Below are 25,343 nucleotides of genomic sequence, written 5' to 3' on the forward strand. Positions count from 1 at the left end.
CTCCGTCGGTGCCTCGCGAGGCGCCTCCCCCAAGGCGCCCGGTCAACGTCCGGCTGCAGGTGCCCGACCTCTGGTCCGGCCGGGGCACCGGATCGCTCACCTTATCCGTCAGGTTCGACTGCAAACCATGCTGGTGATGAATTCCACTGCCCTTATAACGGGGCGAAAACCCCATCACGCTCGGTTCGGACACCGCCTTTTGGGATTGCTTTACCGGCAGTCCGCGGTGCCCGCCGTCGTCCCCGTGAAGGTGGGGACGGGTGTGGGCGTGACCTCGGTCCCCTCGGGGACCCGGCTTGCGGAAACACCGCTTCCGGCGGCCTCGGTGGGCTCGATCCCGGTACCGGTACCGGTACCGGTTTCGTCCCCGGTCCCGTCGCCCCCGTCCGTCTCGGACTCGGGCTTCGGCGGGGTGATCGTCACCGGCTCGTCCGCGCGCAGTTGCCGGAACAGCCGGGTGGCGTCCGTCTGGATGAGTTCGTCCCGGTTCGGATCGGCGGCGTACGGACGGCGGGGTACGGTCAGGAACTTGACCTGATCGGTCGGTATGTCCCGTACACCCCGTACGAGTTCGTACAGTCCGCGCAGCGAGGCCAGCCCCGGGTCCGTGGTCACCGAGGAGGTCGCCGCGTCCAGCAGCGGGTACAGCCGGGCCGGATTGAGCAGGACCCCGTTGCTCTGCACCTTCTTGACCAGCGAGCCGAGGAACTGCTGTTGGCGTTCCATCCGTTCGGTGTCGCTGCCGTTGCCCAGGCTGTAACGGGCCCTGACGTACCCGAGCGCGTCCTCGCCGCGCAGGGTCTGCCGCCCGGCGGGCAGCTTCAGATGGGCCTCCGCGTCGTCCATCGGGCGCTTGAGGCAGACCTCCACCCCGCCGATGGCGTCGACCATCCGCTTGAACCCGCCGAAGTCGATCACCATGTGATGGTCGACGCGGATCCCGGTCAGCTTCTCCACCGTGCGGATCGTGCAGGCGGCCCCGCCCCACTGGAAGGCCCAGTTGAACTGCGCGAACCGCTCACCGGTGCGGGTGCCGTCAGCCTGGAGGCAGGCGGGGATGTTCGTCATCAGGTCCCGGGGTATCGACACCGCGGTCGCGCTCTTCCGGTCCGCCGGCAGGTGCAGCAGGATCGTGGTGTCCGAGCGCTGGGTGCCCTGGTCCTGTCCGTAGCGGGCGTTGGCCTTGCCCGAACGCGAGTCGGAGCCGATCAGCAGGATGTTCTGCGAACCGCTCGCCAGGTGCGCCGGGCGTTCGCGCTCGTAGCGCTCCAGCTCGGCCGCCGCCGAGGTGTCCTCGGTGATGTTCCCGTCGAGCTTGTTGTAGATCCACCAGCCGCCGGCCGTCCCCGCCAGCACCAGCAGCACCACCCCGAGACCGGCCCAGCGGAGCAGCCGGCGCCTGCGGCCGCGGCCCTGACCGGGGCCGCCGCCCTGACCGAGGCCCGGGCCGTGGCCGTGGCCGGGCTCGGGGGCATGGCCCGCGCCCGGGTCCCGGCCCGCGCCCCGGGCCTGCGGGGTATCCGGGCCGTCGTCTCCGGACGCTCCCGTCCCGCCGCCCGGTATGCCTGCGCTGTCCGACACTGGCGTCCGTCCCCTCGCCGTTGCGACAACCAGCCGTACGGGTGAGTACGGCCACTGCCGATCCTGCCCCCGGGCCGCCGGAGCAGCCTGGGGGCAGGGGTGTGTCTAGGGCCATGTGGGTGACAGATCGCCCGGCGTCGCCGTCCCGCCGTGCGGGTGACGCCTCAGACCGTGTGGGTCACGCGCTCGCTCTCCACCCGCTGGGCCAGGGCCTCCGGCGACAGCCGGTCCAGGTTCCGGCACAGCACCACGGACCCGCCCGAGGCCAGCGCCGCGTACAGCCCGGCCGACAGCCCCTCCCAGGTGTCGTAGCCGAGCCCGGTCAGCACCCGCGAACCCGCGCCGAGGCCGAGCTTCACCGCGTCCTCGCGTGCCCGTGCGGTCAGCTCCGCGTACGAGAGCTCCTCGCCGCCGACGACCAGCCCCGGGCCGTCCGCGTCGACGGGGGCGAACGGCGTGAACCGGTCGCCCTGCCCCGGCACCTCCACCGCGTAGTCGGCGAACCCGGCCGGCGGCTGCGGGAACCTTCCGCCCAGCGGCCGCAGCGCCAGCGCCACGCGCTCGCCGGAACAGGCCCGCGCCTCCTCCAGCGAGTCCGGTCCGCTCACGACGAGGTCCGCCTCGGCCGGATCCCCGCCCACCTCGGCGACGACCCCGACCGACGCACAGGCCAGCAGCCACACGGCGCTCTGCCAGTGCGCGGGGAGCAGCAGCGCGAGGCGGTCGCCGGGCTCGGCGCCCAGGTCGCCCTGGAGCAGATTCGAGGTCTTGGCCACCCAATTGGCGAAGGTGGCCACGGACAATTCGACGCGCTCGCCCGTGGCGTCGTCGTAGAACGTGACGAGCGGGCGGCCCGGATCGGCGGCGAGCGCGGATCGCAGCAGGTCGGCAGGGGTGCGGTCAGTGGAGTTCACGTGTCGAAGCGTACGCGGGCCGCTCCCCCGTACGGCGGTCACGTGATCCACCGTACGAGGGAGGGGTACGGCGGGCCCGATCGGACGGAGCGTCAGTTCTCGGATGGCGCCGGGCGGTGAGCGTGCCCACCATCCTTTCCATGCGTGGATTCCTTGCTTCCTCGATCGGCGTCGCGACGGCAGCCGTCCTGGCCCTGCCGCTCGCGCTGCCCACCCCGGCCCTGGCGGCCGTGTCCCCCGACGCGGCCGCCGCACCCGTGACCCCTGCCGGGTCCACCCAGTCCCTGCCGCTCGCCCCCATCGGACCCGCCGCCTCGGACCGCAGCCCCGGTGTCCCCGGCATGAGCGCCTCGCCCCGACTCCCCGAGACCCGTGGCCTGGCCGCACGCGACGTCAAGACGTTCTCGCTGGTCGGCGTCGTCTGGGACGACGTCACCACCCAGCTCCACGGCCGGGTCCAGGTCCGCACCCGGTCCACGGCCACCGCCGCCTGGTCCGACTGGCAGGACGTCGAGACCCACAACGGCGAGCACGCCGCCGACCCCGACGCGGTGGAACGCGGCTCCGGCCGCATCCGCGGCGCCACCGCCCCCCTGTGGGTCGGCGAGTCCGACGGCGTGGAGGTCCGCGTCCAGGCGGAGCCCGGCTCCGGGACCGCCGCCCGCGCGGCCGGCGCCCGACTGCCGTCCGGCCTGCGCATCGAACTGGTCGACCCGGGCCGGTCCGCGCCCGGCACCGCGCCGGACGGCAAGAACCGCCGCCCCGTCGGCGACGACAAGGGCGAGGTGGTGGCACCGGGCATGACCATGGAAATGGCCGAGTCCTCCGCCGCGAACGTCCCGCACGCCCCGCTCGGCGCGAACGAGATCACCGCCCTCGACAAGGCCGACTCCACGGCCGACGCGGTCTTCGCGAGCGACGGCGACCTGTCCGAGGCCGCCGCCCCCTACATCGGTCCGCGCCCGCGCATCGTCACCCGCAAGGGGTGGGGCGCGGACGAGAGCCTGCGCGAGCCCGGCTTCGTCTACACCAACACGGTCAAGGCGGCCTTCGTCCACCACAGCGCCTCCGGCAACAACTACGACTGCAAGGACGCCCCGGCGGTGCTGCGCAGCCTGTACCGCTACCACGTGGTCAGCAGCGGCTGGCGCGACATCGGCTACAACTTCGCCGTGGACAAGTGCGGCACGGTGTACGAGGGCCGCGCGGGCGGTGTCTCCAAGCCGGTGATGGGCGCGCACACCATGGGCTTCAACACCGACAGCATGGGCGTCGCCGTCATCGGCACGTTCACCTCGGCGAACCCGCCGAAGGCCGCCCTCGACGCGGTGGCCCGCCTCACGGCCTGGAAGCTCGGCCTCTTCGGCGCGGACCCGCGGGGGAAGACGACCCTGAAGTCGGGCGGCGGCAACCGCTTCCCGAAGGGGCAGTCGGTCCGCCTGAACGTCATCTCGGGCCACCGCGACGGCTTCGCCACGGAATGCCCGGGCAAGCGGCTGTACGACCAACTCCCCCCGACCCGCACGACCTCGGCCAAACTCCAGGGCCGCCCGTAGCCCCGGCGGCGGGTCGTGTCCGCCTCCGGCGGCGCCTCAAACGCCGGCGGAACTGGATTTCGGCTGCTGCCGCCCGGACCGGGCCATCTCAGCCTCGCCGGCGTTCGAGGCGCGGGGGCAACTCCAGCCCGTCCGGCGTTTGAGGACCGGGGGTCCGGGGGCGGAGCCCCCGCCGGGTCCGGGCGGAGCCCGGGGAACGGTGGAAGGGCGGGTAGGGGACGGCTCCGCGCAGCGGCACCGCCTTGACCGGGCCGGGCCGCAGGGTGGGCCGTCGGGGCCGGGCGCGCGCCGGGGCACCTCCTCGGGCGTCGAACCCCATGCGGCACCGGCAAGCGGAGCGGGTTTCGTTCGACGCCCTGCGGGGGCGCCCCACCGCACACCCGACCCCGCCGGCGCGGGAGTGCCAAGTGGGGGCCGACCCGCCAGGGCATCGGCGTTCGACGCCGTGCGGGGGCGCCCCGCCGCACACCCGACCCCGCCGGCGCGGGAGTGCCAAGTGGGGGCCGACCCGCCGGCACCGGCGTTCGACGCCCTGCGGGGGCCGCCCCATCCACACGGCCCCGGTGCGGGGGAAGGCGGCGGCCCCGGCGGTGGCCGGGAGTGGTCGGGCGGCGGCTACGCTCAGAGGCATGGCCGGCCGCTTCGACCCCCTCACCCCCACCGCAGCCCGCGGCGGCCGCACCCACGTCCCCGCAGGGCAGGGGCGGACGATCGGGTCCGCGGCCAAGGGGCGGGTGTGGACCCCCGAGGGACCCGTGGACCTCGGCCTCACCCTCGGCCCCCTCAGGCGCGGCCCCGCCGACCCCACCTTCCGCACCACCCCCGACGGCTCCGTCTGGAAGGCCGCCCAGACCCCCCAGGGCCCCGCCACCCTCAGGGTGGCCGCGACCAATGAGGGAATCCAGGCCGAGGCCTGGGGCCCCGGCGCCGACTGGATGCTGGAGCAGCTGCCCGCCCTCCTCGGCGCCGGCGACGACCCGGCCGCCTTCGTCCCCCGCCACCGCCTCGTGCACGCCAGCCACCGGCGTCGCCCCGGCCTGCGCCTGACCCGCACCGGGATGGTCCTGGAGTCGCTGATCCCGGTGATCCTGGAGCAGAAGGTCACCACCGACGAGGCCTACCGCGCCTGGCGCCGCCTCGTACGGCAGTACGGAGAGCCCGCCCCCGGCCCGCAGGCGGTGCGGGCGCTGGACCTGTACGTCATGCCCGCCGCCCCCACCTGGGCCAAGATCCCCTCCTGGGACTGGCACAAGGCCGGGGTCGACCAGAAGCGCTCCTCCACCATCCTGCGCGCGGTCCGCGTCGCGCCCCGCATGGAGGAGGCCGCCGCCATGGAGCTGCCGCAGGCCACGGCCCGGCTGGAGGCCGTACCCGGCATCGGCCCGTGGACCTCCGCCGAGACGCTCCAGCGCAGCAACGGCGACCCGGACGCCGTCACCACCGGCGACCTCCATCTCCCCGGCATCGTCGGCTACGCCCTCGCGGGCGACCGCGACGCCGACGACGCCGTCATGCTGGAGCTGCTCGCCCCGTACGCGGGCCAGCGCCACCGCGCCGCCCGTCTGATCCTCCTCGCCGGGCGCACCCCGCCCCGCCGCACCCCCAAGATGCCCCGCGGGGACATCGGGCGGCTGTAGGGGCCGTGGGCGTCAGCGGACCTCGATGAAGTCCTCCGGGTCCCGTGCGGGCCGCTCCGTCGGAGCCGCGGCCGGGTGGCCGACGGCCACCGCTCCCATCGGGTCCCAGTCCTCCGGCAGCCCCAGTACCTTGCGCACCACGTCCCGGCAGAACATCGTCGAGGACACCCACGCCGATCCCAGCCGCTCCCCGGCCAGCGCGACCAGCAGGTTTTGCACGCCCGCGCCCATCGCGACGACGAACATCTCCCGCTCGGCCGCGTCCCGCCGCGCGTGCCCGTAGTCGTGCGCGCCGTCCGTCACCAGGCACGGCACCACCAGGTAGGGGGCCTTGCGCAGGACGTCCCCGCGCCGGATCCGCTTGGCGATGGACTCCTCCGGCTTGCCGTCGCGGCGCAGATCGGCGATCCACGCGTCCCGCATGGCGTCGAGGAGCTCGGTGCGGGAGCGTTCCGACTCCAGCAGTACGAAGCGCCACGGCGTGGTGTGGTGCGGCGCGGGGGCCGTCACCGCCGCGGCCACCGCGCGGCGGACCGCGCCCGGGTCCACCGGCTCGTCGGTGAAGGCCCGTACCGTGCGGCGCTGCGTCACGGCTTCCCGTACGGCCTCCGAGGTGCCCAGCCGGAACATGTCGTCGGCGGGGGCCCGCACCAGGTCCCGGGCGGAGGAGTCCTCGCCCATGACGTGGCCCAGCCCGCGCACGACGGCCACCGGAAGACCGGCGGCCTTGCCCTTGACCAGGTCGCCCGCGGCGGCCAGCTCGTCCGCCGTCGCGACGACCGTCGCGCTCAGCGGATTGCCGTGGGCGTCCGTGCCGCCGCGCAGGTCGTCCAGGACCCTTACGCCGGCCGAGCCGATCGCGACGTCCGTGAGCCCGGCCCGCCACGGCCGCCCGAAGGTGTCCGTCACGATCACGCCCACGTCCACGGAGAGGGCGTCGCGGATCCCCGCGCGGATCGCCGCCGCCGAGGCGTCGGGGTCCTCGGGGAGCAGCAGCACCGTCCCGGGGGCGGTGTTGGAGGCGTCGACCCCGGCCGCGGCCATCACGAGGCCCTGCCGGTTCTCGACGATGCGCAGGGCGCCGCGGCGCGCCACGACCCGTACGGTCTCCGCGTCTATCGCCGCCTCGCGGGAGTCGGCCCGCACGATGCGGCCCTCGGCCTTGGAGACGATCTTCGAGGTGACGAGCAGGACGTCCCCGTCCCGCAGGTCGGGGGCGGCGGTGGTGATCAGTTTCGCCAGGTGGTCGCCGGGCCTGATCTCCGGGATCCCGCCGAGGGCGCGGACCTCGTACGAGAGGCCCGTCACCGGGAGGCCTCGGCCAGTTCCAGGGCGGCGCGGGCCATCTCCGCGGTCGCGGCCGGGTCGGTCATCATCAGCGGCACCGCGCGGCAGGCGATCCCGGAGGCCTCCACCTCGGCGACCGCGTCCGCGTCGGCGGAGTCGACGAGCCAGCCGTCGAGCAGCCCGGTCCCGTAGTGCAGGGCGACGGCGGCGGCCGTGGACTCGACGCCCACCGCGGCCAGCACCTTGTCGGCCATCCCGCGCACGGGCGCGCCCCCGACGATGGGGGAGAGGCCGACGACGGGCGCGGGGGAGGAGGCCACGGCCTCCCGGATGCCGGGTACGGCGAGGATCGTGCCGACCGACACCACCGGGTTGGAGGGCGGGAAGAGGATCACGTCGGCCGAGGCGATGGCCTCCAGCACGCCGGGCGCGGGCTTGGCCCGGTCGGCCCCGACGGGGACGACCGCCTCCGCGTCCACCGAGGCGCGCAGCCGGACCCAGTACTCCTGGAAGTGGACGACGCGGCGCTCGCCCGTTTCGGCGTCGGTGATCGCGACGTGCGTCTCGACCCGGTCGTCGGTCATGGGCAGCAGTCGCACTCCGGGCTGCCAGCGGTCGCAGAGGGCCTCGGTGACGGCGCTCAGGGGGTATCCGGCGCCGATCATCTGCGTACGGACGATGTGCGTGGCGAAGTCGCGGTCGCCGAGGCCGAACCAGGTGGGTCCGACCCCGTACGCCGCGAGCTCCTCCTTGACGGTGAAGGACTCGTCGGTACGGCCCCAGCCCTGGTCCTCGTTGATGCCACCGCCGAGGGTGTACATCACCGTGTCCAGATCGGGGCACACCTTGAGCCCGAACAGGTGAATGTCGTCACCGGTGTTGCCGATGACGGTGATGTCCGCGTCGGGGACTGCCGACTTGAGTCCGCGGAGGAACCGGGCGCCGCCTATACCGCCGGCCAGAACAACAATGCGCATGCACCGCAGTTTGTCAGGCCGCTCGCGGTCAGGCGGGCACGGACTCGGTTTCGGCCGGGGAGCAGTGGTGCATCGGCATCTCGGTGAGGCCGGGGAAGTAGACGTGCAGGCTGACCGCTCCGTCGAGGGTGTCGTTGACGACCTCGTGGGCCTGTCCGGGGGCGAGGACGCGCTGCGCGCCGGGGCCGTGGGTGAGCGGGCCGCGGGCGGTGTGCTCGGTGAGCTCGCCCTCCAGGACGGTCAGCACGCCGGAGGAGGCGCCGTGGTCGTGCAGGCCGCTGCCCTGGCCGGGGACCCAGCTCAGCAGCCACACCTCGTAGCCGGGGCCGGTGCGCAGCCGGTGGTACCAGCGCGTGGTGGCGTCGTACCGGACGAGGTGTTCCCAGGAGGAGCGGTCCTCGGCGATGGAACGGGCGAGGCCGACGAACTCGGCGACGGTGGCCGGGTGTTCGCGGGCGGGCTGGAGGAGGTGCTGGACGGCGAGGATGTCGCCGGCGATCTGGAGGTCGCTCTCGACGGTGGCTGCGGGGGTGGTGGCGGTGCTGTTCATCGTGGGGGGAGTCCTCGACGGATGTCAGTGGTGCTGGCGGTCGCTGTGGGGGTGGCCGGAGCTCAGAGGAGCGGACGCTCCTGGGGCATCAACAGCTGCAACAGCAACAGCGAACCTGGGCAGCGCACAGGAACCCACGAATGGGGGTCCGGGTGGTGGCTGCGGGCGCTGACATGCGAACAAGGAGACCGGGTCGGAGGTCGGACTGTCAACCCAATGTCCGGAATGAGGCAAAAGTTTCACCTCATCCGGTTACTGTGCGCGGAGAAAGGTTTGTGCAGTCGACGGCAGGGGATGTGGCGCTGTGCCGGGCTCACACCCGGCGCATCTAAACCAGGATGTGGGATCTCGTAATCGGACTGTGATCTACGCCGCTTCTTTGGCCGGATCGCAACCACGCCGCCGAGTGACACGTCGATTCCGGGTGAAGACGGGCATCGCGTGACGCCTGTGGCATGTGTCACGATTTTTGGCGATATGAACACTTTCTGCATACGCTTGGTTCCGCAGAGTGAATAAGGGGCCCAATAGCAGATCTCGGCTTGACTGCCCCGGAGCACCGCACTTGTAATTTCACTCGTGTCGTTACGTAGCGATGAGTGACGACATGACCACGGGGACGCACAAACAGAGCGAGGGGCGCACATGACCGAGCTGTTTCAGGAACTGCTGGTCGAGGAGGCGGACGAGGAGCTCGGATGGCAGGAGCGCGCTTTGTGCGCCCAGACCGACCCCGAATCCTTCTTTCCCGAGAAGGGCGGCTCCACCCGCGAGGCCAAGAAGGTCTGCCTGGCCTGCGAGGTCCGCTCCGAATGCCTTGAGTACGCCCTCGCCAACGACGAGCGATTCGGCATCTGGGGCGGTCTGTCCGAGCGCGAGCGGCGCCGGCTGAAAAAGGCCGCCGTCTAGCCGTCCTGATGTCCGACCGTCCCGACGACCGCCCCACCCACCGGTCCGACCGACCTTCCGACCACCGGTCAGACCACCCGCCCGACCACCGGCCCGACCGCCGGTCACCGGGCCCGGAAGCGCCTCCCGACCGGCACCTTCCACGCATCACCTGACATTTCGCACCACGTATCGCACGACGTACCGCACGGCATGTCGACCACGCGGCCGACACGGCACCCGGCACGGCAAGAGCACCGCACACGGTCCGCCTCCCGCACCTTCCCCGCAGGAGGCGGACCGTCGCTTTGCCAGCCGTTAGGGTGGGGCGCTGTCCAGCAGCCTCCGAGGGCACACCACCCCCGGACCCCCGGCCGGAGGGCCCGTACCGCGATGTCCCTGCACAGCCAGTCGGCGGCCTCCCACCAGGCCCCCGCCACCCCCGAGTTCCCCCGGCACGTCGTCACCGCGGTCCTCGTCGCCCACGACGGCGCCCGCTGGCTGCCCCGGACCCTCGCCGGCCTGCTCGGCCAGGAACGCCCCGCGCAGAACCACGTCGCCGCCGACACCGGCAGCGCCGACGAGTCCGCACGGCTGCTCACCGAGGCCTTCGGCGACGACCACGTCCTGCACCTGGCCCGCCGCACCGGATTCGGCGCCGCCGTCGACGAATCCGCCCGCACCGCCGGCACCCTCACCCCCGAGGACCTGCCCTACCTCAAGCGCCCCAGCGGCTGGGACCCCGTCAGCCGCACCTGGCGCGACGACAACTACGACCTCCCCGAACTCCCGCACGGCGAGCCCGTCCAATGGCTCTGGCTGCTCCACGACGACAGCGCCCCCGAACCGGACGCCCTCGCCGAACTGCTGCGCGTCGCCGACGAGAACCCCGACGCCGCCGTCATCGGCCCCAAGCTGCGCGGCTGGTACGACAAGAAGCAGCTGCTCGAAGCCGGCGTCACCATCGCCCGCAGCGGCCGGCGCTGGACCGGACTCGACCGGCGCGAACAGGACCAGGGCCAGCACGACCAGGTCCGCCCCGTCCTCTCCGTCTCCACCGCGGGCATGCTCGTGCGCCGCGACGTCTACGACGACCTCGGCGGCTTCGACCGCCGCCTGCCCCTCATGCGCGACGACGTCGACCTGTGCTGGCGCGCCCAGAGCGCCGGCCACACCGTCCTCGTCGCCCCCGACGCCGTCATGCGGCACGCCGAGGCCGCCGCCCGCGAACGCCGCACCGTCGACTGCGCGGGCCGTACGAGCGCCAGCCCGCACCGCGTGGACAAGGCCGGCGCCGTCTACACCATCCTCGCCAACAGCTCCGGTCGCGCCCTGCCGTACGTGCTGCTCCGCGTACTGCTCGGCACCGTCCTGCGGACCCTCGCCTACCTCGTCGGCAAGGCCCCCGGACAGGCCGTCGACGAGATCACCGGCCTCCTCGCCACCCTGCTCCGCCCCGGCCGGATCCTCGCCGCCCGGTCGCGCCGGCGTCGCCCCGTGGTCCCCGCCTCCGACCTGCGCCCGCTCTTCCCGCCGCCCGGCGCCTCCGTCAGGGCCAACGTCGAACAGCTCGCCGGCTACTTCGGCGACGCCCGCGGCTCCGACTCCGCCCCCGCCGGCCGGCACGGCGGCGGCAGCATCCTGACCGCCCCCGGCGAGGACGGCGACTACCCGGTGGCCGAGGAGCGGTTCGCGCGCCTCAAGCGGATCGCCCGCAACCCCGCCCCCGCCCTCTTCGCCGTCCTCCTGCTCGTCTCCCTCGCCGCCTGCCGCGCCCTGATCGGCGGCGGCTCCCTCATGGGCGGCGCCCTGCTGCCCGCCCCCGACGGCGGCGCCGACCTCTGGCGCGCCTACACGGCCGGCTGGCAGCCCGTGGGGACCGGCACCACCGCCTCGGCGCCCCCGTACCTCGCCGTCCTCGGCGGCTTCGCCACCCTGCTGTTCGGATCCACCCAGGCCGCCCTGACCCTGCTGCTCGTCGGCTCCGTCCCGCTCGCCGGCCTCACCGCCTACTTCGCCTCCCGGCCGCTCGTCGAGTCCCGGCTGCTGCGCGCCTGGGCCGCCGTCGCCTACGCCTTCCTGCCCGCCGTCACCGGAGCCCTCGCCGGCGGCCGCCTCGGCACCGCCCTGCTCGCCGTCCTGCTGCCGCTCATCGCCCGAGCCGCCGTCTCCGCCTTCGCCCTCGGGGAGACCGCCGACAAGACCGACGACCCCGAGCGGCGCGGCACCTGGCGCGCCGTGTGGACGTACATCCTCCTGCTGACCCTGGCCACGGCCTTCACCCCGGTCGTCTGGCCGCTCGCCGCCGTCCTCGGCATCGCGGCGCTGGCCCTGCGCCGGGCGCAGTGGAAGACGTACGGACCGCGCCTGCTCGCCACCCTCGCCCTCCCGGTCCTCGTCCTCGCCCCCTGGTCGACGACCCTGTTCCTGCACCCCGGACGCCTCCTCGACGAGGCCGGACTGCCGTACGGGGCCGGCTCCGCGGGCGGCCTCGACCTCCTCGGCATCAGCCCCGGCGGCCCCGGCACCGCCGCCGGCCCGCTCCTCCTCGGCATCGTCCTCGCCGCGCTCGCCGCCCTGCTGCGCACCGACCGGCGCTTCGCCGTCCGCACGGCCTGGGCCGTCGCCCTGGCCGGCCTGGCCCTCGCCGTCCTCCTCAACCGCGGCTCCTGGGCCGGACCCGCCACCCTCGTGTACGGGCTCGCGCTGCTCGCCGCCGCCGCGGTCGGTGCGGACGGCGCCAGGGAACGCGTCGCCGCCCGCAGCTTCGGCTGGCGCCAGCCGCTGGCCGCGCTGATCGCGCTCGGCGCCGCCGTGGGCCCGCTCGTCGCCGCGGCCACCTGGATGGTCGCCGGCGCCGACGGCCCGCTGGAGCGCCGCGACCCGGTGCAGGTCCCGGCCTTCGTCGCCGACGCCGGCGGGGACGACAACCAGACCCGCACCCTGGTCCTCGGCCTCGACGCCGCCAAGGGCATCTCCTACAGCCTCGTGCGCGGCCCCGGCGGACGCCTCGGCGACGCCGAGATCACCAGCGCGAGCGGTGGCGACCACCGCCTCGACAAGGTCGTCTCCAACCTCGTCGCCGGATCCGGCGCGGACCAGTCCAGCCAGCTCAGCGCCTACGCCATCCGCTTCGTCATGTTCCGCCCCGGCGGCCCCGAGGAGATCCGCCGCGTCCTCGACGCCACCCCGGGCCTCAGCCGCCGCCACCAGCAGGACGGCACCGCGCTGTGGGGCGTCGAGCCCTGGCTGCCCCGCGCCGTCATCGTCTCCGCCAAGCAGGGCGAGGCCCCGACCCCCGTCGCGGCGGGCCCCGTCGAGGTCCACGGCGCCAAGATCCCCGCGGGCGAGTCGGGCCGCGTGCTGCGCATCGCCGACCGCGCCGACGCGGGCTGGCGGGCCACCCTCGACGGCAAGCCCCTCAAGGCCGAGACCGTCGACGGCTGGGCACAGGGCTTCGAGCTGCCCGCCGCGGGCGGCCGCCTCGACCTCGTCCACGAGACCTCGCTCGTACGGACCGCCTGGCACTGGGCGCAGGGCCTGCTCGCGCTGGTGCTCCTCGTGATGGCGCTCCCCGGCCGCCGGGCCGGCCTCGACGACGACCTCCCGGAGGAGGAGGCACCCGCCTCCGAGTCGGCGGGCGAGGGCCGCCGCGCCCGCCGCCTGCGCGCGGAGGCGGAGGCCGAGCAGACGCCCGCCCCGGTGGAGGCCGCCGCCGTCGCCGACCCGTACGCGGAGATCCCCGCACAGCCGGTGTACGGCGAGGACGCGTACGCCTACCAGGTGTACGGCGACCAGAGCGGTTACGCCTACGAGCAGCAGCAACAACAGCCGTACGAGCCCTACCCGGCCTACGACCAGCAGGCCCAGCAGCACCACGAGCCCCAGCAGGCCTACGAGGACCCGTACCCGCAGCAGTACCCCCCGTACGAGCAGCCGTACGAGCAGCAGCAGCAGCAGCAGCAGCCGCAGCAGCAGCCGCAGCAGCAGCCGCAGCCGCAGCCGCAGTCGTACGAGCCCTTCGACGCCTTCCGGCAGCACGACCCCCACGCACAGCACGACCCGCGTCCTGACGGGAGCCCCCAGCAGTGAAGCAGCGCGCACCCCTGACGCTCGCGGCCGTGACCGCGGCCCTCGCCGCCCTCACCGGCGTCGCCTCCCTCACCGCCCCCGACCCCGGCGCGAAGCCCGCCGACGCCAAGGCGGCGGCCGCCGCCCGGATGCCGGTCGAGCGGTCCCTGCTGGTGTGCCCGGCGCCCAGCTCCTCCGAGATCGCCGACACCACCTACACCTCCTTCACCCCCGCCTCCGGCAAGGGCTCCGGGGACGCCAAGGGCGCGGCCCGGCTCCTCGGCGCCACCAAGGACGCCAAGCCCGTACTGGAGTCCAAGGAGCCCGGCAAGCCCTTCGGGGCCACCGCCACCGGGGCGGAGGCCCCCGCGCTGACGGGCAGCGCCGAGGGCGCCCTCGCCCCCGGCTGGACCGCTCAGCTGACCACCAAGGTCTCGGTGGGCCGGGCCCGCGGCGTCCTCGGAACCGCCTGCACCGCACCCGGCACCGACTTCTGGTTCCCCGCGGTCAGCACGGCCAAGGGCCGCGAGGACTTCGTCCACCTCACCAACCCGGACGACGCCGCCGCCACCGTCGACATCAAGCTGTTCGGCCCCGACGGGCTCGCCAAGTCCGACGCGGGCGTCGGCGAGAGCATCCGGGTCGAGCCCAAATCCACCAGGACCGTCTCCCTCGCCACCCTCGTCCCGAGCGTCCAGCTCGCGGACGCCACCGCCCACGTCACCACCCGGGCGGGCCGCGTCGGCGCCACCGTCCAGGTCGCCGAGGAGGGCGTCGGAACCGACTGGCTGCCCGCCTCCACCGACCCGGCGGGCTCCCTGGTGCTGCCGGGCATCCCGGCGGACGCCACCTCCGTACGCCTCGTCGCCTTCGCACCCGGCGAACAGGACGCGGACCTCAAGCTGCGCCTCGCCGGCCCGGGCGGCGCCATCAGCCCCGCGGGCAACGAACAGCTCCACGTCAAGGGCGGCATGACCGCCACCGCCGACCTGGCGGACGTCACCCGAGGCGAGGCCGGATCGCTGCTGCTGACCCCGGTGGACGCCAAGAAGGCCGTCCCGGTGGTCGCAGCGGTCCGCGTGGTCCGAGGCAGCGGCGCCAAGCAGGAACTGGGCTTCGTACCGGCCACCGGCCCGATCGGGACACGGGCGACCGTGGCCGACAACCGGCCCGAGGAGAACACGACCCTGCTGTCACTGACGGCCCCGGGCGCCGACGCCAAGGTCAAGGTGACGGCCTCCCCGGGCACCGGCGGGGGCGAGCCCGCCTCCAAGGAGGTCACCGTCAAGGCCGGCACCACGCAGACCCTCACCCTGGCCCCGGCCGGCGGCAAGGGCGCCTACGCCCTGACCGTCGAAACCCTCTCGGGCGGCCCGGTCCACGCGGCCCGCACCCTGTCACTGCCGCACGAGGGCATCGCGATGTTCACCGTCCAGGCCTTCTCGGACGACCACTCCACGGTCTCGGTACCCAACGCCGCCCAGGACCTGTCGGTCCTGACCAGGTGACGTTCGGCGCAAAATCCAGCCTCGCCGGCGTTTGAGGCGCGGGGGCCCGGGGGCGGAGCCCCCGCAACGGCGCCGCACCCGGCCACGGCCATGGCCCGAGCGGGGTCAGTCCTGCCCGTAACGCGGATCGACGGTCTCGGGCGACAACCCCAGCAGCTCCGCCACCTGCTCCACCACGATCTCGTGGACCAGCAACGCCCTCTCGTCCCGGGTCTTCGTACGGATCTCCACCGGCCGCCGGAACACCACGATCCGGGCCGGCCTGCCGCCCGCCGGCTCCGACAGCGCGCCCAGTGGCACCGCCTCGTCGTTCCAGCCGCCGTCCGGACCGCCCGGCGGGCCCGGGACGTCACCGACGAGGAACTCCACCTCGGCCAGCTGCGGCCAGCGCCGCTCCAGCCGCTCCACGGAATCCCGTACGAGGTCCCCGAACAGCTCCGCCCGGCTCGCCGACAACGGCACCTGCGGCGGCGCCACCGGCCCGCGCATCCCGCGTCCGTGCCGGTCCCGTCGACGCACGCGCGGCTCGGCCGGAACCCCCGCGGGCGGGCTCGCGGGAGGGTCTGCGGGAGGGGGAGGAAGGGTGCTGTCGGTCACCCCCGCAGGGTAGCCCTCGGGGCGACACGGGGGAGCGAGCGGCGGCAGAGTCGTCGCGGCCCGGTCAAGAGTGCGGTACCGTCCAACGTCGTGAGCCTTGTACGTCGCTGTTCGCGCACCGCGTGCGGCCGCCCTGCCGTCGCGACACTGACGTACGTCTACGCCGATTCGACCGCAGTTCTCGGCCCGCTCGCCACCTATGCCGAACCCCACTGTTACGACCTGTGCGCCGAGCACTCGGAACGCCTGACCGCGCCGCGCGGCTGGGAAGTCGTCCGCCTGTCCGACGGCTCCGCGCCGTCGCGCCCCAGCGGCGACGACCTCGAAGCCCTCGCGAACGCGGTACGCGAAGCCGCCCGCCCGCCGGAGCGCGCGGCCGGTGCCGGGGGCACGGGGCACGGCCAGAACGGCGGCCAGGCCACCGGGGAGACGCGTCGCGGACACCTGCGCGTCCTGAGATCGCCCGATTCCTGACGCCCCGGTCATCTGACTGGCGTCTCGTGGTTCAAGGTAGGTTGACCGGACCGCACAGGACCTTCAGGAGGGCAGGCAGTGGCCGCAGATTTTTCGAACATCGTCAAGGCGTACGACGTGCGCGGTGTCGTACCGGACGAGTGGGACGAGCCCCTCGCGGAACTGTTCGGTGCCGCGTTCGTCGAGGTCACGGCCGCCACGGCGATCGTGATCGGCCATGACATGCGGCCCTCCTCCCCGGGCCTGTCCGCCGCCTTCGCCCGCGGCGCGGCCGCCCGCGGCGTGGACGTCACCCTGATCGGGCTGTGCTCCACCGACCAGCTGTACTACGCCTCCGGTTCCCTGAACCTGCCCGGCGCCATGTTCACGGCCTCGCACAACCCGGCCCGGTACAACGGCATCAAGATGTGCCGCGCCGGAGCCGCCCCGGTCGGCCAGGACACCGGCCTCTCGCAGATCCGCGAGCTGGTGGAGAAGTGGACCGACGAGGGCGCCCCCGCCGCCCCGGAGGGCACCACCCCCGGCACCGTCACCGAGCAGGACTCCCTGCCCGGCTACGCCGCCCACCTGCGCGGCCTCGTCGACCTGAGCGCGATCCGCCCGCTCAAGGTCGTCGTCGACGCGGGCAACGGCATGGGCGGCCACACCGTCCCGACCGTCTTCGCGGGCCTCCCGCTGGACCTCGTCCCCATGTACTTCGAGCTGGACGGGACCTTCCCGAACCACGAGGCCAACCCCCTCGACCCGAAGAACATCGTCGACCTCCAGGCCCGCGTCCTCGCCGAGGGCGCCGACCTCGGCATCGCCTTCGACGGCGACGCCGACCGCTGCTTCATCGTCGACGAGCGCGGCGAGGGCGTCTCCCCGTCCGCGATCACCGCGCTGGTCGCGGCCCGAGAGCTGGCGCGCAACGGCGGCACCGGCACCGTGATCCACAACCTGATCACCTCCTGGTCCGTCCCCGAGGTCGTCCGCGAGAACGGCGGCACCCCCGTCCGCACCCGCGTCGGCCACTCCTTCATCAAGGAGGAGATGGCCAAGACCGGCGCCATCTTCGGCGGCGAGCACTCCGCGCACTACTACTTCAAGGACTTCTGGAACGCGGACACCGGCATGCTCGCCGCGCTCCACGTCCTCGCGGCCCTCGGCGGCCAGGACGGCCCGCTGTCCGCCCTGGTGGCCTCCTACGACCGCTACGAGGGCTCCGGCGAGATCAACTCCACCGTCGCCGACCAGGCCGGCCGCCTGGCCGCCGTCAAGGAGACCTACGCCGGCCGCGAGGGAGTCACGCTCGACGAGCTGGACGGCCTCACCGTGTCGGAGGCGGACTGGTGGTTCAACGTCCGCGCCTCCAACACGGAACCCCTCCTCCGCCTGAACGTGGAAGCCCGCGACGCCGCCACCCTCACCAAGGTCCGCGACGAGGTCCTGTCCCTCATCCGCGCCTGACCGACCCGGCCCCGCGCCTCTCAAGCCCTGGTGGGCACATCCAGCCCCTGGCCGGCGAATCCAGCCCCGCCGGCGTTTGGGGCGCGGGGTCCGGGGCAGCGTCCCGGCAACGGCGCCGCACCGGCAAACACAGCCCCGCCGGCGTTTGGGGCGCGGGGCCCGGGGCGGCGCCCCGGACGCGGCCGCACGGCACAAGCCTCCAGGCCGCACCGGAGGTGACTCGGCGGTACGCTGACCTCGCCCGCCCGCACAACCATCCGCATGCCCGAAGGGAACGCACCACATGCCGCTCGAAGCCGGTCTTCTGGAGATCCTCGCCTGCCCCGCCTGCCACTCCCCCCTCCAGGACGCGTCGGCGGACGAAACGGCCCCCGAGCTGATCTGCACCGGCCAGGACTGCGGTCTCGCCTACCCCGTCCGTGACGGCATCCCGGTCCTGCTCGTGGACGAGGCCCGCCGCCCCGCCTGAAAGAAGGCCGGCCCGACGGCCAGCGCCTGACCCCACCCGCGTCAACACCGCAGGAGGCCGCCATGCTCGACGAGTCGCTCCTCGACGCACCGGACGATCTCGCCCGCGCAGACCGCAGGGGCCTGCTCCGCGGCGCGGCCGAGGCCGGGGCCCGGGTCCGCACGGCGGCCCGGCACGCGACCGAGGCAGGCCTCGGCGATCTCCGCCCCGACGGCCGCCCCCGCGCGGTCCTCATCGCGGGCCCCGGCACCGCCGCAACCGGCGTCGCCGACCTGCTGGGCGCCCTCGCCGGAGCCTCCGCGCCCGTCATCCGACTGGATCCCACCGGCGTCGCGCACGCCTCCGGAGCCCTGCGCTGGTCCCTGCCCGGCTGGGCCGGCCCTGTCGACCTGCTGCTCATCGCCACCACCGACGGCACCGAGCCCGGGCTCGGCGTCCTCGCCGACCAGGCCTACCGGCGCGGCTGTACAGTCGTCGCCGTCGCCCCCGAGCGCTCACCGCTGACCGAGGCGGTGGAAAGCGCGCACGGGCTCCTCGTACCGATGGCCAAGGCCCCGTACCAGGAGTACGACGAGTCCGCCGCGGCCGGCCCCGGCGCCCTGTGGGCCCTGCTCACCCCGCTGCTGCTGCTCCTGGACAAGGTCGGGCTGGTCACGGCCGCCCCGGACACCCTCCAGCTCGTCGCGGACCGGCTCGACCGCACCGCCGAGCGCTGCGGGCCCGCCATCGTCACGTACTCCAACCCGGCCAAGACCCTCGCCGCGGAGCTGGCCGATTCCCTTCCGCTCATCTGGAGCGAAGGTGCCGAAGCCGGTGCCGCGGGCCGCCGCTTCGCCGCCACCCTCGCCGAGCTCGCCGGGCGCCCCGCACTGTCCGCCGCGCTCCCCGAAGCCCTGCCCGCCCACGGTGTCCTGCTCGCCGGCGCGTTCGCCGCCGGCGCCGATCCCGATGACTTCTTCCGTGACCGGGTGGAGGAGCCGCAGGCTCTTCGCGCCCGGGTCGTCCTGCTGCGTGACCGGCCGGCCGGCGGCCTCACGGCCGCACCCGCCGCACGCGAGCTCGCCCTCAGCCACGACACGGCCATCAGCGAGCTCGAACCGGAGGAGGGCGTCGAGCTGGAGCAGCTCGCCGAACTCCTCGCCGTCACGGATTTCGCCACCGCCTACCTGGCGCTGGCCTCCGGGGGACACAGCTGAGACACACCACGGTGCCCGGCTCTATCCAGGAAGACGACGATGGACCGCCTGACCAACACGATCCGCCCCTACGCCTGGGGATCGACCACCGCGATCCCCCGACTCCTCGGTGTCGACCCCACCGGCGAGCCTCAGGCCGAGCTGTGGATGGGCGCCCACCCGGGCGCGCCCTCGCGCCTCGACCGCGGGGACGGTGAGCAGGCCCTCTCGGACGTCATCGCCGCCGACCCGGAGGGCGAACTGGGCGCCGCCACCGTCGCCAGGTTCGGCCCGAGGCTGCCCTTCCTCCTGAAGATCCTCGCAGCGGGCGCCCCGCTCTCCCTCCAGGTCCACCCCGACCTCGACCAGGCCAAGGCCGGGTTCGAGGACGAGGAGCGCCGCGGCGTGCCCTTCGACGCCGCACACCGCAACTACAAGGACCCCAACCACAAGCCCGAAATGCTGTGCGCGCTCACCCCGTTCGACGGGTTCTGCGGCTTCCGCCCGCCGCTGGAGGCCGCCGACCTCATCGACGGCCTCGGCGTGGACAGCCTCAAGCCGTACGTGGACCTGCTGCACGCCCACCCCGAGGAAGCGGCCCTGCGCGAGGTGCTCACCGCCGTACTGAGCGCGGACCGCGCCGAGATGGCCCGCACCGTCGCGGACGTCGAGACCGCCGCGGACCGCCTCGGCGGCCGGTACGCGCCGTACGCCTCCCTCGTCCACCACTTCCCGGGCGACCCGGGCGTCGTCGCGGCCATGCTCCTGAACCACTTCCGACTCCAGCCCGGCGAGGCCGTGTTCCTCGGCGCGGGCGTCCCGCACGCCTACATCGACGGCCTCGGGGTCGAGCTGCTCGCCAACTCCGACAACGTGCTGCGCGCCGGGCTCACCCCCAAACACGTGGACGTACCCGAACTGCTGAAGATCACTAACTTCGAGCCGGGCGACCCGAACGTACTGCGCCCGGAGGGCAACGGCGAGGAGGTCTACGAGGCCCCCATCGACGAATTCCGCCTCTCCCGCTTCGTCCTCGCCCCCGGCGCCGTCTCCCGGGTGCTCCCGGACGGCGCCCCGCAGATCCTGCTCTGCACGGCGGGCTCGCCACGCGCGGGCGAACTGGTCCTGGCGCCGGGCGAGTCGGTCTTCGTACCGGCGGGCGAAAAGGTCGAACTGTCCGGAACCGGCACGCTCTTCCGTGCCACTGTCATGGTCTGACGTAGCGTCGTACCGGCGGCTGCAAGAATGTGCGGCCGGTATCAGTCGCTAGGAAGGACATCCTGCACCCATGAGCGCGTCGGGCGGTACCAGGGCGATCGTGGCGGCACTCGCCGCCAACCTCGCCATCGCTGTGGCCAAATTCGTGGCATTCCTCTTCAGCGGTTCCTCGTCGATGCTCGCGGAAAGCGTCCACTCCGTGGCTGACTCCGGAAACCAGGGACTGCTCCTCCTCGGCGGGAAGAAGGCCCAACGGGAGGCGACCCCCCAACACCCCTTCGGGTACGGGCGCGAGCGCTACATCTACGCCTTCCTCGTCTCCATCGTGCTGTTCTCGGTCGGCGGCATGTTCGCCATCTACGAGGGCTACGAGAAGATCCAGCACCCGCATCCGATCGAGGACTGGTACTGGCCGATCGGCGTGCTCGGCTTCGCGATCATCGCCGAGGGCTTCTCCTTCCGCACCGCCATCAAGGAGTCGAACGAGATCCGCGGCAAGCTGTCGTGGACCGACTTCATCCGGCGCGCCAAGGCCCCCGAGCTGCCCGTGGTCCTGCTGGAGGACTTCGGCGCGCTCGTCGGCCTGGTCCTGGCCCTGGGCGGCGTCGGCCTCGCCCTCCTCACCGGCAACGGCGTCTGGGACGGCATCGGCACCCTGTGCATCGGCGTCCTGCTGATCGTCATCGCGCTCGTCCTGGCCGCGGAGACCAAGTCCCTGCTGCTCGGCGAGTCCGCCGGCGCGGAGAACGTAGAGAAGATCAAGGCCGCCGTCGTCGACGGCGACACCGTCACCGGCCTGATCCACATGCGCACCCTGCACCTCGGCCCGGAGGAGCTGCTGGTCGCCGCCAAGATCGCGGTCCAGCACGACGACACCGCGACCGAGGTGGCCAGGGCCATCGACGCCGCGGAGGCCCGCATCCGCGCGGCCGTCCCGATCGCCCGGGTCATCTACCTCGAACCGGACATCTACCGGGCACCGGCCGCCGACGGCCGCTGACCTCGCAGGTCGGACGTACGCGGAAGGCCCCCGCAGCACGGTGCGGGGGCCTTCCGCGTACGTCGGGACGCCCGGGCCCGCTCAGGCCGTCGGCCGGACTCCGGCCGGAACCGGCGCTTTCCGCTGCCGCCGCCGCGCCACCAGCGAGGCGATGCCCAGCCCGCCCCCGATCAGGAACACGACAACCCCGACCACGGCCGCTCCGCCCGCGACCACGAGGCCCGTCGGGCGCGAGACCTCCACGCCGACCACCGACGTCCTGGGGAGAGTGCCCTGCTCCTTCTCGGGGCGCAGCGAGGAGTCGAAGGAGTTCATGCGGTTGTCGCCCATCAGGAAGATCCGTCCCGGCGGCACCGTCACGTCGAACGGCACGCTCGACGGCCGCGCCCGGTCCAGGATGTACGGCTCCTCGAGCGGCTGCCCGTTGAGCCTGAGCGTGCTCTCGCCCCGCCGGTATTCGATCCGGTCGCCGCCGATCGCCACCACCCGCGACAGCAGCAGCCCGTCCGGCACCCACTCCGTGACATCCACGAGCACCACGTCACCGCGCGAGACCTCGAAGTTCTCGCCGTCGGCCCCCCTGGAGAACCAGCCGGTGTCCCCCGGCACGTACGTCGGCCGCATGTTCTCGCTCCCGACGGTCTTCTTGTCGTAGACCACCGGTGGGTGGTCTCCGGAAACCGACACCGCCCCCCAGGCCGTCCCGCCGAGCACCAGCAGGCTGCCGGCCACCAGCAGCACGATCGCCCAGATACCCCGTCTCCGCCCCCGCCTGCGTTTGATCATCGGCGCAGCGTACGGAACGCCGTCGGGCCCCCCGCCACCAGGGTGTCGAAGGGCCCGACGGGCGGTTCGGGGACTACCGGATCTCGCCCAGCACCGCCAGGATCGCGGGCCCGTCCGGCGCCGATCGCAGGCGTTCCCGGAAGCCGCCGTCCATCAGCTTGCGCGACAGCAGCGCGAGGATCCGCAGGTGCTCGTCGCCCGCCGCGGCCTCCGGCACCGAGATCATGAACACCAGCCGCGCCTTCGTGCCGTCCAGCGCACCCCACTCGATGCCCTCGTCCGAGCGGGCGAAGCCCACGATCGGCCGGCTCACCGCGTCCGTCTTGGCGTGCGGGATCGCGATGGACTCGCCCAGACCGGTCGTACCCTGCGCCTCCCGCGCGAGGGCGACCCGTACGAGCTCGTCCACGTCCCGGACGTCGCCGGTGCCGGCCAGCAGCTGCGCCATCTCTCGGATCGCGGCCTCCTTGGAGTCCGCGACCAGCGCGGTCTTCACGGTCTGTCCGGTCAGGTACCCGGAGAGCGCCTCCGGCGGGCCGGCCTCCGCGGCCGGAGCCGCCGCGGGCGCGGCCGGCGCCGGTACGACCACCGGCACCGGTACGGGCAGTGGCACGGGCACGGCCGGGGACTGCCGGGCGCCGCCGTTCCCGCGCCGCTTGAAGTCGATCAGCGCGTTGGTGGTCAGCGCCGTGACGAGCACACCGGCCCCGATCGCGACGAAGAACATCGCGACACCACTGATCGCACCGAACAGCGCGACGATCGGACCGCCGTGCGGCACCGAGTCCTCGACCCCGGCCACACCGGCGATCGCACCGGCCACGGCGCCACCCAGCATGTTCGCCGGAATGACCTGCGCGGGCCGGGCGGCGGCGAATGGAATGGCACCTTCCGAGATGCCGAAGAAGCCCATGAAGAGCGCGGCGATACACGTCTCCCGCTCCTGCTCGCCGTACAGCCTGCGGCGCAGCAGCGTCGCCAGGCCCTGGCCCAGCGGCATGACGGGGATCGCGGCGGCGGCCATGCCCATGACCGTGTTGTTGGTGCCGATGAGACCCACCGCGACGAGGAACGCCGTCTTGTTGACCGGGCCGCCCATGTCGAAGGCGATCATCAGGCCGATCAGCGCGCCCAGCACGATCGCGCTGGAGCCGGTCATCCCGTTCAGCCGGTCGGTCAGGTGCGTGAAGAGCCAGGAGATGGGCCGGCCGATCACGTAGACGTAGACGAGACCGAGGGCCAGCGTCGACAGGATCGGGATCACGATGATCGGCATGATCGGCCGCACGAACCGGGGGACCTTGAGCTTCTTGATCCACACGACCAGGTATCCCGCGAGGAAGCCGGTCGCGATCGCTCCCAGGAAGCCCGCGTTGGCCTCGGCGCCGTAGATCGTCACGGCGTCGGCGGCCAGGAATCCGCCGATCATGCCGGGCACGAGCGCGGGTCGGTCGCCGAGCGCGTAGGCGATGTAGCCGGAGAAGATCGGCAGCATCAGCTTGAAGCCGAGTCCGCCGAGGGCGTTGACGTGGAACCAGAAGGAGCCCTGGTCGAACTCGATGCCCCGGGAGGTGGTGTGCCCGCCGAGCGCGATCGAGACGGCGAGCAGCAGACCGCCCACCACCACGAACGGGATCATGTGCGAGACGCCGTTCATCAGCGCCTTGTACGCGGCACCGCGCTCCCGGCCGCCTTCGTCGCCACCACCACCCGCCGCGGCCGTGCCGCCCTGCACGGGCGCGCTCCGCACCCGCTCGATCAGCTCCTCGGGCCGGTGGATGCCGTCCGCGACACCGGTGGTCAGCACCCGCTTCCCGGCGAAGCGCTCGCGGTCGACCTCCTTGTCGGCGGCGATGATGATGCCGTCCGCCTCCCTGACATCGTTGTCAGAGAGCACGTTCTCGGCCCCGATGGATCCCTGGGTCTCCACCTTCATGTCGAAGCCGAGACGGTCGGCTGCCTGCTGGAGCTTCTCCGCGGCCATGTAGGTGTGCGCGATCCCCGTGGGGCACGCGGTGACGGCGAGCAGCTTCAGCCGCTTCTGCCCGACCGCGCTTCCGCCCGGGGGAGGGCCTGCCGGACTGGTCACTGGAAACTCCTTCACGCCGAGGGGTCCACGGGATCCCGCTTACCCGACCGATCCACCGAAAATCCTGCCCGGCACAAGGAGTGGATCAAAAGTCCGAAAGGCCCTGAAGAAGCCCACCGGAAGGCCTGAATCCCGCCCCGACGTGATCTCCGGTCGACTGGGGCCGGCTGCGCCGATCGGTGTAGATTCGTCATCAGTGTCAGGCGTCGCTGCTGATGGCGGTCGGGCGGTCCGAGAGACCGGCCGAGGGGAGAGAGGACCCCCGACGGACTGTGCTCGGTGTGCCGCCATGTCTCCAACAGGCCGGCGCACGGCCCAGCCGTACCCACCCTCTCGAACCATGAGGAGCAGCACCCATGGACTTCAAGGTCGCAGACCTCTCCCTCGCCGCCTTCGGCCGCAAGGAGATCACCCTGGCCGAGCACGAGATGCCCGGTCTGATGTCGATCCGGCGGGAGTACGCGGCGTCGCAGCCGCTGGCCGGCGCCCGTATCACCGGCTCCCTGCACATGACCGTGCAGACGGCCGTGCTCATCGAGACCCTCGTCGCCCTCGGCGCCGACGTCCGCTGGGCCTCCTGCAACATCTTCTCCACCCAGGACCACGCCGCGGCCGCCATCGCGGTGGGCCCGAACGGCACCCCGGAGAACCCGCAGGGCGTTCCCGTCTTCGCCTGGAAGGGCGAGACGCTGGAGGAGTACTGGTGGTGCACGGAGCAGGCGCTGACCTGGCCGAACACCCCCACCGGCGGCCCGAACATGATCCTCGACGACGGTGGTGACGCCACCCTCCTCGTCCACAAGGGCGTCGAGTTCGAGAAGGCCGGCTCCGCCCCGGACCCGTCCACGGCGGACTCCGAGGAGTACGGCTACATCCTCCAGCTGCTCAACCGCACGCTCGCCGAGGCCCCGCAGAAGTGGACCCAGCTCGCGTCCGAGATCCGCGGCGTGACGGAGGAGACCACCACCGGTGTCCACCGCCTGTACGAGATGATGCAGTCGGGTGACCTGCTCTTCCCGGCGATCAACGTGAACGACGCCGTGACGAAGTCGAAGTTCGACAACAAGTACGGCTGCCGCCACTCCCTGATCGACGGCATCAACCGCGCCACCGACGT

General features: G+C 73.2%; 20 protein-coding genes. 12 read left to right on the top strand and 8 right to left on the bottom strand.

The window, feature by feature from the left end; translation table 11 throughout:
- Positions 1-210 precede the first annotated feature (210 nt).
- Both ACFYZL_RS24695 and ACFYZL_RS24700 read right to left on the bottom strand, forming a co-directional pair.
- Entirely contained in the window at positions 211-1,581 is a 1,371-nt protein-coding gene (locus ACFYZL_RS24695; protein ID WP_384757924.1) for an LCP family protein, read from the bottom strand.
- A 164-nt stretch (positions 1,582-1,745) separates the two neighbouring features.
- A complete protein-coding gene (locus tag ACFYZL_RS24700) occupies positions 1,746-2,495 on the bottom strand; it encodes a TIGR03089 family protein (protein WP_388681677.1) in 750 nt (249 codons plus the stop codon).
- Between the two features lie 140 nt (positions 2,496-2,635).
- Here ACFYZL_RS24700 and ACFYZL_RS24705 point away from each other — a divergent pair, with 140 nt between their 5' ends.
- Both ACFYZL_RS24705 and ACFYZL_RS24710 read left to right on the top strand, forming a co-directional pair.
- Positions 2,636-4,051 carry a peptidoglycan recognition protein gene (locus ACFYZL_RS24705; protein ID WP_384757929.1) on the top strand — a complete coding sequence of 472 codons (1,416 nt, stop codon included), beginning with the start codon at positions 2,636-2,638 and terminating at the stop codon, positions 4,049-4,051.
- Between the two features lie 629 nt (positions 4,052-4,680).
- On the top strand, positions 4,681-5,688 hold the full coding sequence (locus tag ACFYZL_RS24710) for a DNA-3-methyladenine glycosylase family protein (protein ID WP_388681680.1): 1,008 nt from the start codon (positions 4,681-4,683) through the stop codon (positions 5,686-5,688).
- Between the two features lie 12 nt (positions 5,689-5,700).
- Here the strand turns inward: ACFYZL_RS24710 and ACFYZL_RS24715 are convergent, their stop codons facing one another.
- The 3 genes from ACFYZL_RS24715 to ACFYZL_RS24725 are packed head-to-tail and all read right to left on the bottom strand — an operon-like array spanning position 5,701 to position 8,502.
- On the bottom strand, positions 5,701-6,996 hold the full coding sequence (locus ACFYZL_RS24715; RefSeq protein WP_388681683.1) for a coenzyme F420-0:L-glutamate ligase: 1,296 nt from the start codon (positions 6,994-6,996) through the stop codon (positions 5,701-5,703).
- Positions 6,993-7,952 carry a 2-phospho-L-lactate transferase gene (gene cofD / locus ACFYZL_RS24720; protein ID WP_384754260.1) on the bottom strand — a complete coding sequence of 320 codons (960 nt, stop codon included), beginning with the start codon at positions 7,950-7,952 and terminating at the stop codon, positions 6,993-6,995. The genes ACFYZL_RS24715 and cofD overlap by 4 nt, the downstream gene beginning before the upstream one ends.
- A 28-nt stretch (positions 7,953-7,980) precedes the next feature.
- The gene (locus ACFYZL_RS24725; RefSeq protein ID WP_384754262.1) at positions 7,981-8,502 is read right to left on the bottom strand and encodes a cysteine dioxygenase; all 522 of its coding nucleotides are present in this window, start codon (positions 8,500-8,502) and stop codon (positions 7,981-7,983) included.
- Positions 8,503-9,147: 645 nt separating this feature from the next.
- Here ACFYZL_RS24725 and ACFYZL_RS24730 point away from each other — a divergent pair.
- The 3 genes from ACFYZL_RS24730 (at position 9,148) to ACFYZL_RS24740 (ending at position 14,969) form a co-directional block, all read left to right on the top strand.
- Entirely contained in the window at positions 9,148-9,411 is a 264-nt protein-coding gene (locus tag ACFYZL_RS24730) for a WhiB family transcriptional regulator (RefSeq protein ID WP_003983763.1), read from the top strand.
- Between the two features lie 372 nt (positions 9,412-9,783).
- On the top strand, positions 9,784-13,482 hold the full coding sequence (locus ACFYZL_RS24735) for a glycosyltransferase (RefSeq protein WP_388681688.1): 3,699 nt from the start codon (positions 9,784-9,786) through the stop codon (positions 13,480-13,482).
- The gene (locus ACFYZL_RS24740) at positions 13,479-14,969 is read left to right on the top strand and encodes a DUF5719 family protein (RefSeq protein WP_384754267.1); all 1,491 of its coding nucleotides are present in this window, start codon (positions 13,479-13,481) and stop codon (positions 14,967-14,969) included. Before ACFYZL_RS24735 ends, ACFYZL_RS24740 begins: the two co-directional genes overlap by 4 nt.
- A 105-nt stretch (positions 14,970-15,074) precedes the next feature.
- Here the strand turns inward: ACFYZL_RS24740 and ACFYZL_RS24745 are convergent, their stop codons facing one another.
- Positions 15,075-15,566, bottom strand: a complete 492-nt coding sequence (locus tag ACFYZL_RS24745) for a metallopeptidase family protein (RefSeq protein ID WP_384754270.1) — start codon at positions 15,564-15,566, stop codon at positions 15,075-15,077.
- A gap of 90 nt (positions 15,567-15,656) precedes the next feature.
- Between ACFYZL_RS24745 and ACFYZL_RS24750 the strand changes: the two genes are divergently transcribed.
- The 6 genes from ACFYZL_RS24750 (at position 15,657) to ACFYZL_RS24775 (ending at position 21,351) form a co-directional block, all read left to right on the top strand.
- Positions 15,657-16,040, top strand: a complete 384-nt coding sequence (locus tag ACFYZL_RS24750; RefSeq protein ID WP_384754273.1) for a DUF3499 domain-containing protein — start codon at positions 15,657-15,659, stop codon at positions 16,038-16,040.
- 78 nt (positions 16,041-16,118) lie between these two features.
- Positions 16,119-17,489, top strand: a complete 1,371-nt coding sequence (locus ACFYZL_RS24755; RefSeq protein ID WP_384754276.1) for a phosphomannomutase/phosphoglucomutase — start codon at positions 16,119-16,121, stop codon at positions 17,487-17,489.
- A 283-nt stretch (positions 17,490-17,772) separates the two neighbouring features.
- Entirely contained in the window at positions 17,773-17,958 is a 186-nt protein-coding gene (locus tag ACFYZL_RS24760; protein WP_329384818.1) for a Trm112 family protein, read from the top strand.
- 62 nt (positions 17,959-18,020) lie between these two features.
- On the top strand, positions 18,021-19,154 hold the full coding sequence (locus ACFYZL_RS24765; RefSeq protein ID WP_384754279.1) for an SIS domain-containing protein: 1,134 nt from the start codon (positions 18,021-18,023) through the stop codon (positions 19,152-19,154).
- A 39-nt stretch (positions 19,155-19,193) separates the two neighbouring features.
- Positions 19,194-20,351, top strand: a complete 1,158-nt coding sequence (gene manA, locus ACFYZL_RS24770) for a mannose-6-phosphate isomerase, class I (protein WP_384754282.1) — start codon at positions 19,194-19,196, stop codon at positions 20,349-20,351.
- A gap of 70 nt (positions 20,352-20,421) precedes the next feature.
- A complete protein-coding gene (locus tag ACFYZL_RS24775; RefSeq protein WP_384754285.1) occupies positions 20,422-21,351 on the top strand; it encodes a cation diffusion facilitator family transporter in 930 nt (309 codons plus the stop codon).
- A gap of 81 nt (positions 21,352-21,432) precedes the next feature.
- Here ACFYZL_RS24775 and lepB read toward each other — a convergent pair whose 3' ends face one another.
- On the bottom strand, positions 21,433-22,137 hold the full coding sequence (gene lepB / locus ACFYZL_RS24780; RefSeq protein WP_388681695.1) for a signal peptidase I: 705 nt from the start codon (positions 22,135-22,137) through the stop codon (positions 21,433-21,435).
- A gap of 73 nt (positions 22,138-22,210) precedes the next feature.
- Positions 22,211-24,226: a fructose-specific PTS transporter subunit EIIC gene (locus ACFYZL_RS24785; RefSeq protein WP_388681697.1), complete on the bottom strand. Its 2,016-nt coding sequence runs from the start codon at positions 24,224-24,226 to the stop codon at positions 22,211-22,213.
- Positions 24,227-24,582: 356 nt separating this feature from the next.
- On the opposite strand from ACFYZL_RS24785, the gene ACFYZL_RS24790 reads away from it, so the two are divergent.
- A partial coding sequence (locus tag ACFYZL_RS24790) for an adenosylhomocysteinase (protein WP_388681700.1) occupies positions 24,583-25,343 on the top strand: 761 nt, incomplete at its 3' end.

The organism is Streptomyces sp. NPDC001717 (genome assembly GCF_042892775.1).
GTDB lineage: Bacteria > Actinomycetota > Actinomycetes > Streptomycetales > Streptomycetaceae > Streptomyces.

What these genes read in the sequence shown, in the direction of transcription:
- manA (WP_384754282.1), top strand. Translation starts at nt 19,194, where the DNA reads ATGGACCGCCTGACCAACACGATCCGCCCCTACGCCTGGGGATCGACC.
- ACFYZL_RS24760 (WP_329384818.1), top strand. Translation starts at nt 17,773, where the DNA reads ATGCCGCTCGAAGCCGGTCTTCTGGAGATCCTCGCCTGCCCCGCCTGC.
- ACFYZL_RS24735 (WP_388681688.1), top strand. Translation starts at nt 9,784, where the DNA reads ATGTCCCTGCACAGCCAGTCGGCGGCCTCCCACCAGGCCCCCGCCACC.
- lepB (WP_388681695.1), bottom strand. Translation starts at nt 22,137, where the DNA reads ATGATCAAACGCAGGCGGGGGCGGAGACGGGGTATCTGGGCGATCGTG.
- ACFYZL_RS24705 (WP_384757929.1), top strand. Translation starts at nt 2,636, where the DNA reads ATGCGTGGATTCCTTGCTTCCTCGATCGGCGTCGCGACGGCAGCCGTC.
- ACFYZL_RS24730 (WP_003983763.1), top strand. Translation starts at nt 9,148, where the DNA reads ATGACCGAGCTGTTTCAGGAACTGCTGGTCGAGGAGGCGGACGAGGAG.
- ACFYZL_RS24765 (WP_384754279.1), top strand. Translation starts at nt 18,021, where the DNA reads ATGCTCGACGAGTCGCTCCTCGACGCACCGGACGATCTCGCCCGCGCA.
- ACFYZL_RS24775 (WP_384754285.1), top strand. Translation starts at nt 20,422, where the DNA reads ATGAGCGCGTCGGGCGGTACCAGGGCGATCGTGGCGGCACTCGCCGCC.
- cofD (WP_384754260.1), bottom strand. Translation starts at nt 7,952, where the DNA reads ATGCGCATTGTTGTTCTGGCCGGCGGTATAGGCGGCGCCCGGTTCCTC.
- ACFYZL_RS24710 (WP_388681680.1), top strand. Translation starts at nt 4,681, where the DNA reads ATGGCCGGCCGCTTCGACCCCCTCACCCCCACCGCAGCCCGCGGCGGC.
- ACFYZL_RS24725 (WP_384754262.1), bottom strand. Translation starts at nt 8,502, where the DNA reads ATGAACAGCACCGCCACCACCCCCGCAGCCACCGTCGAGAGCGACCTC.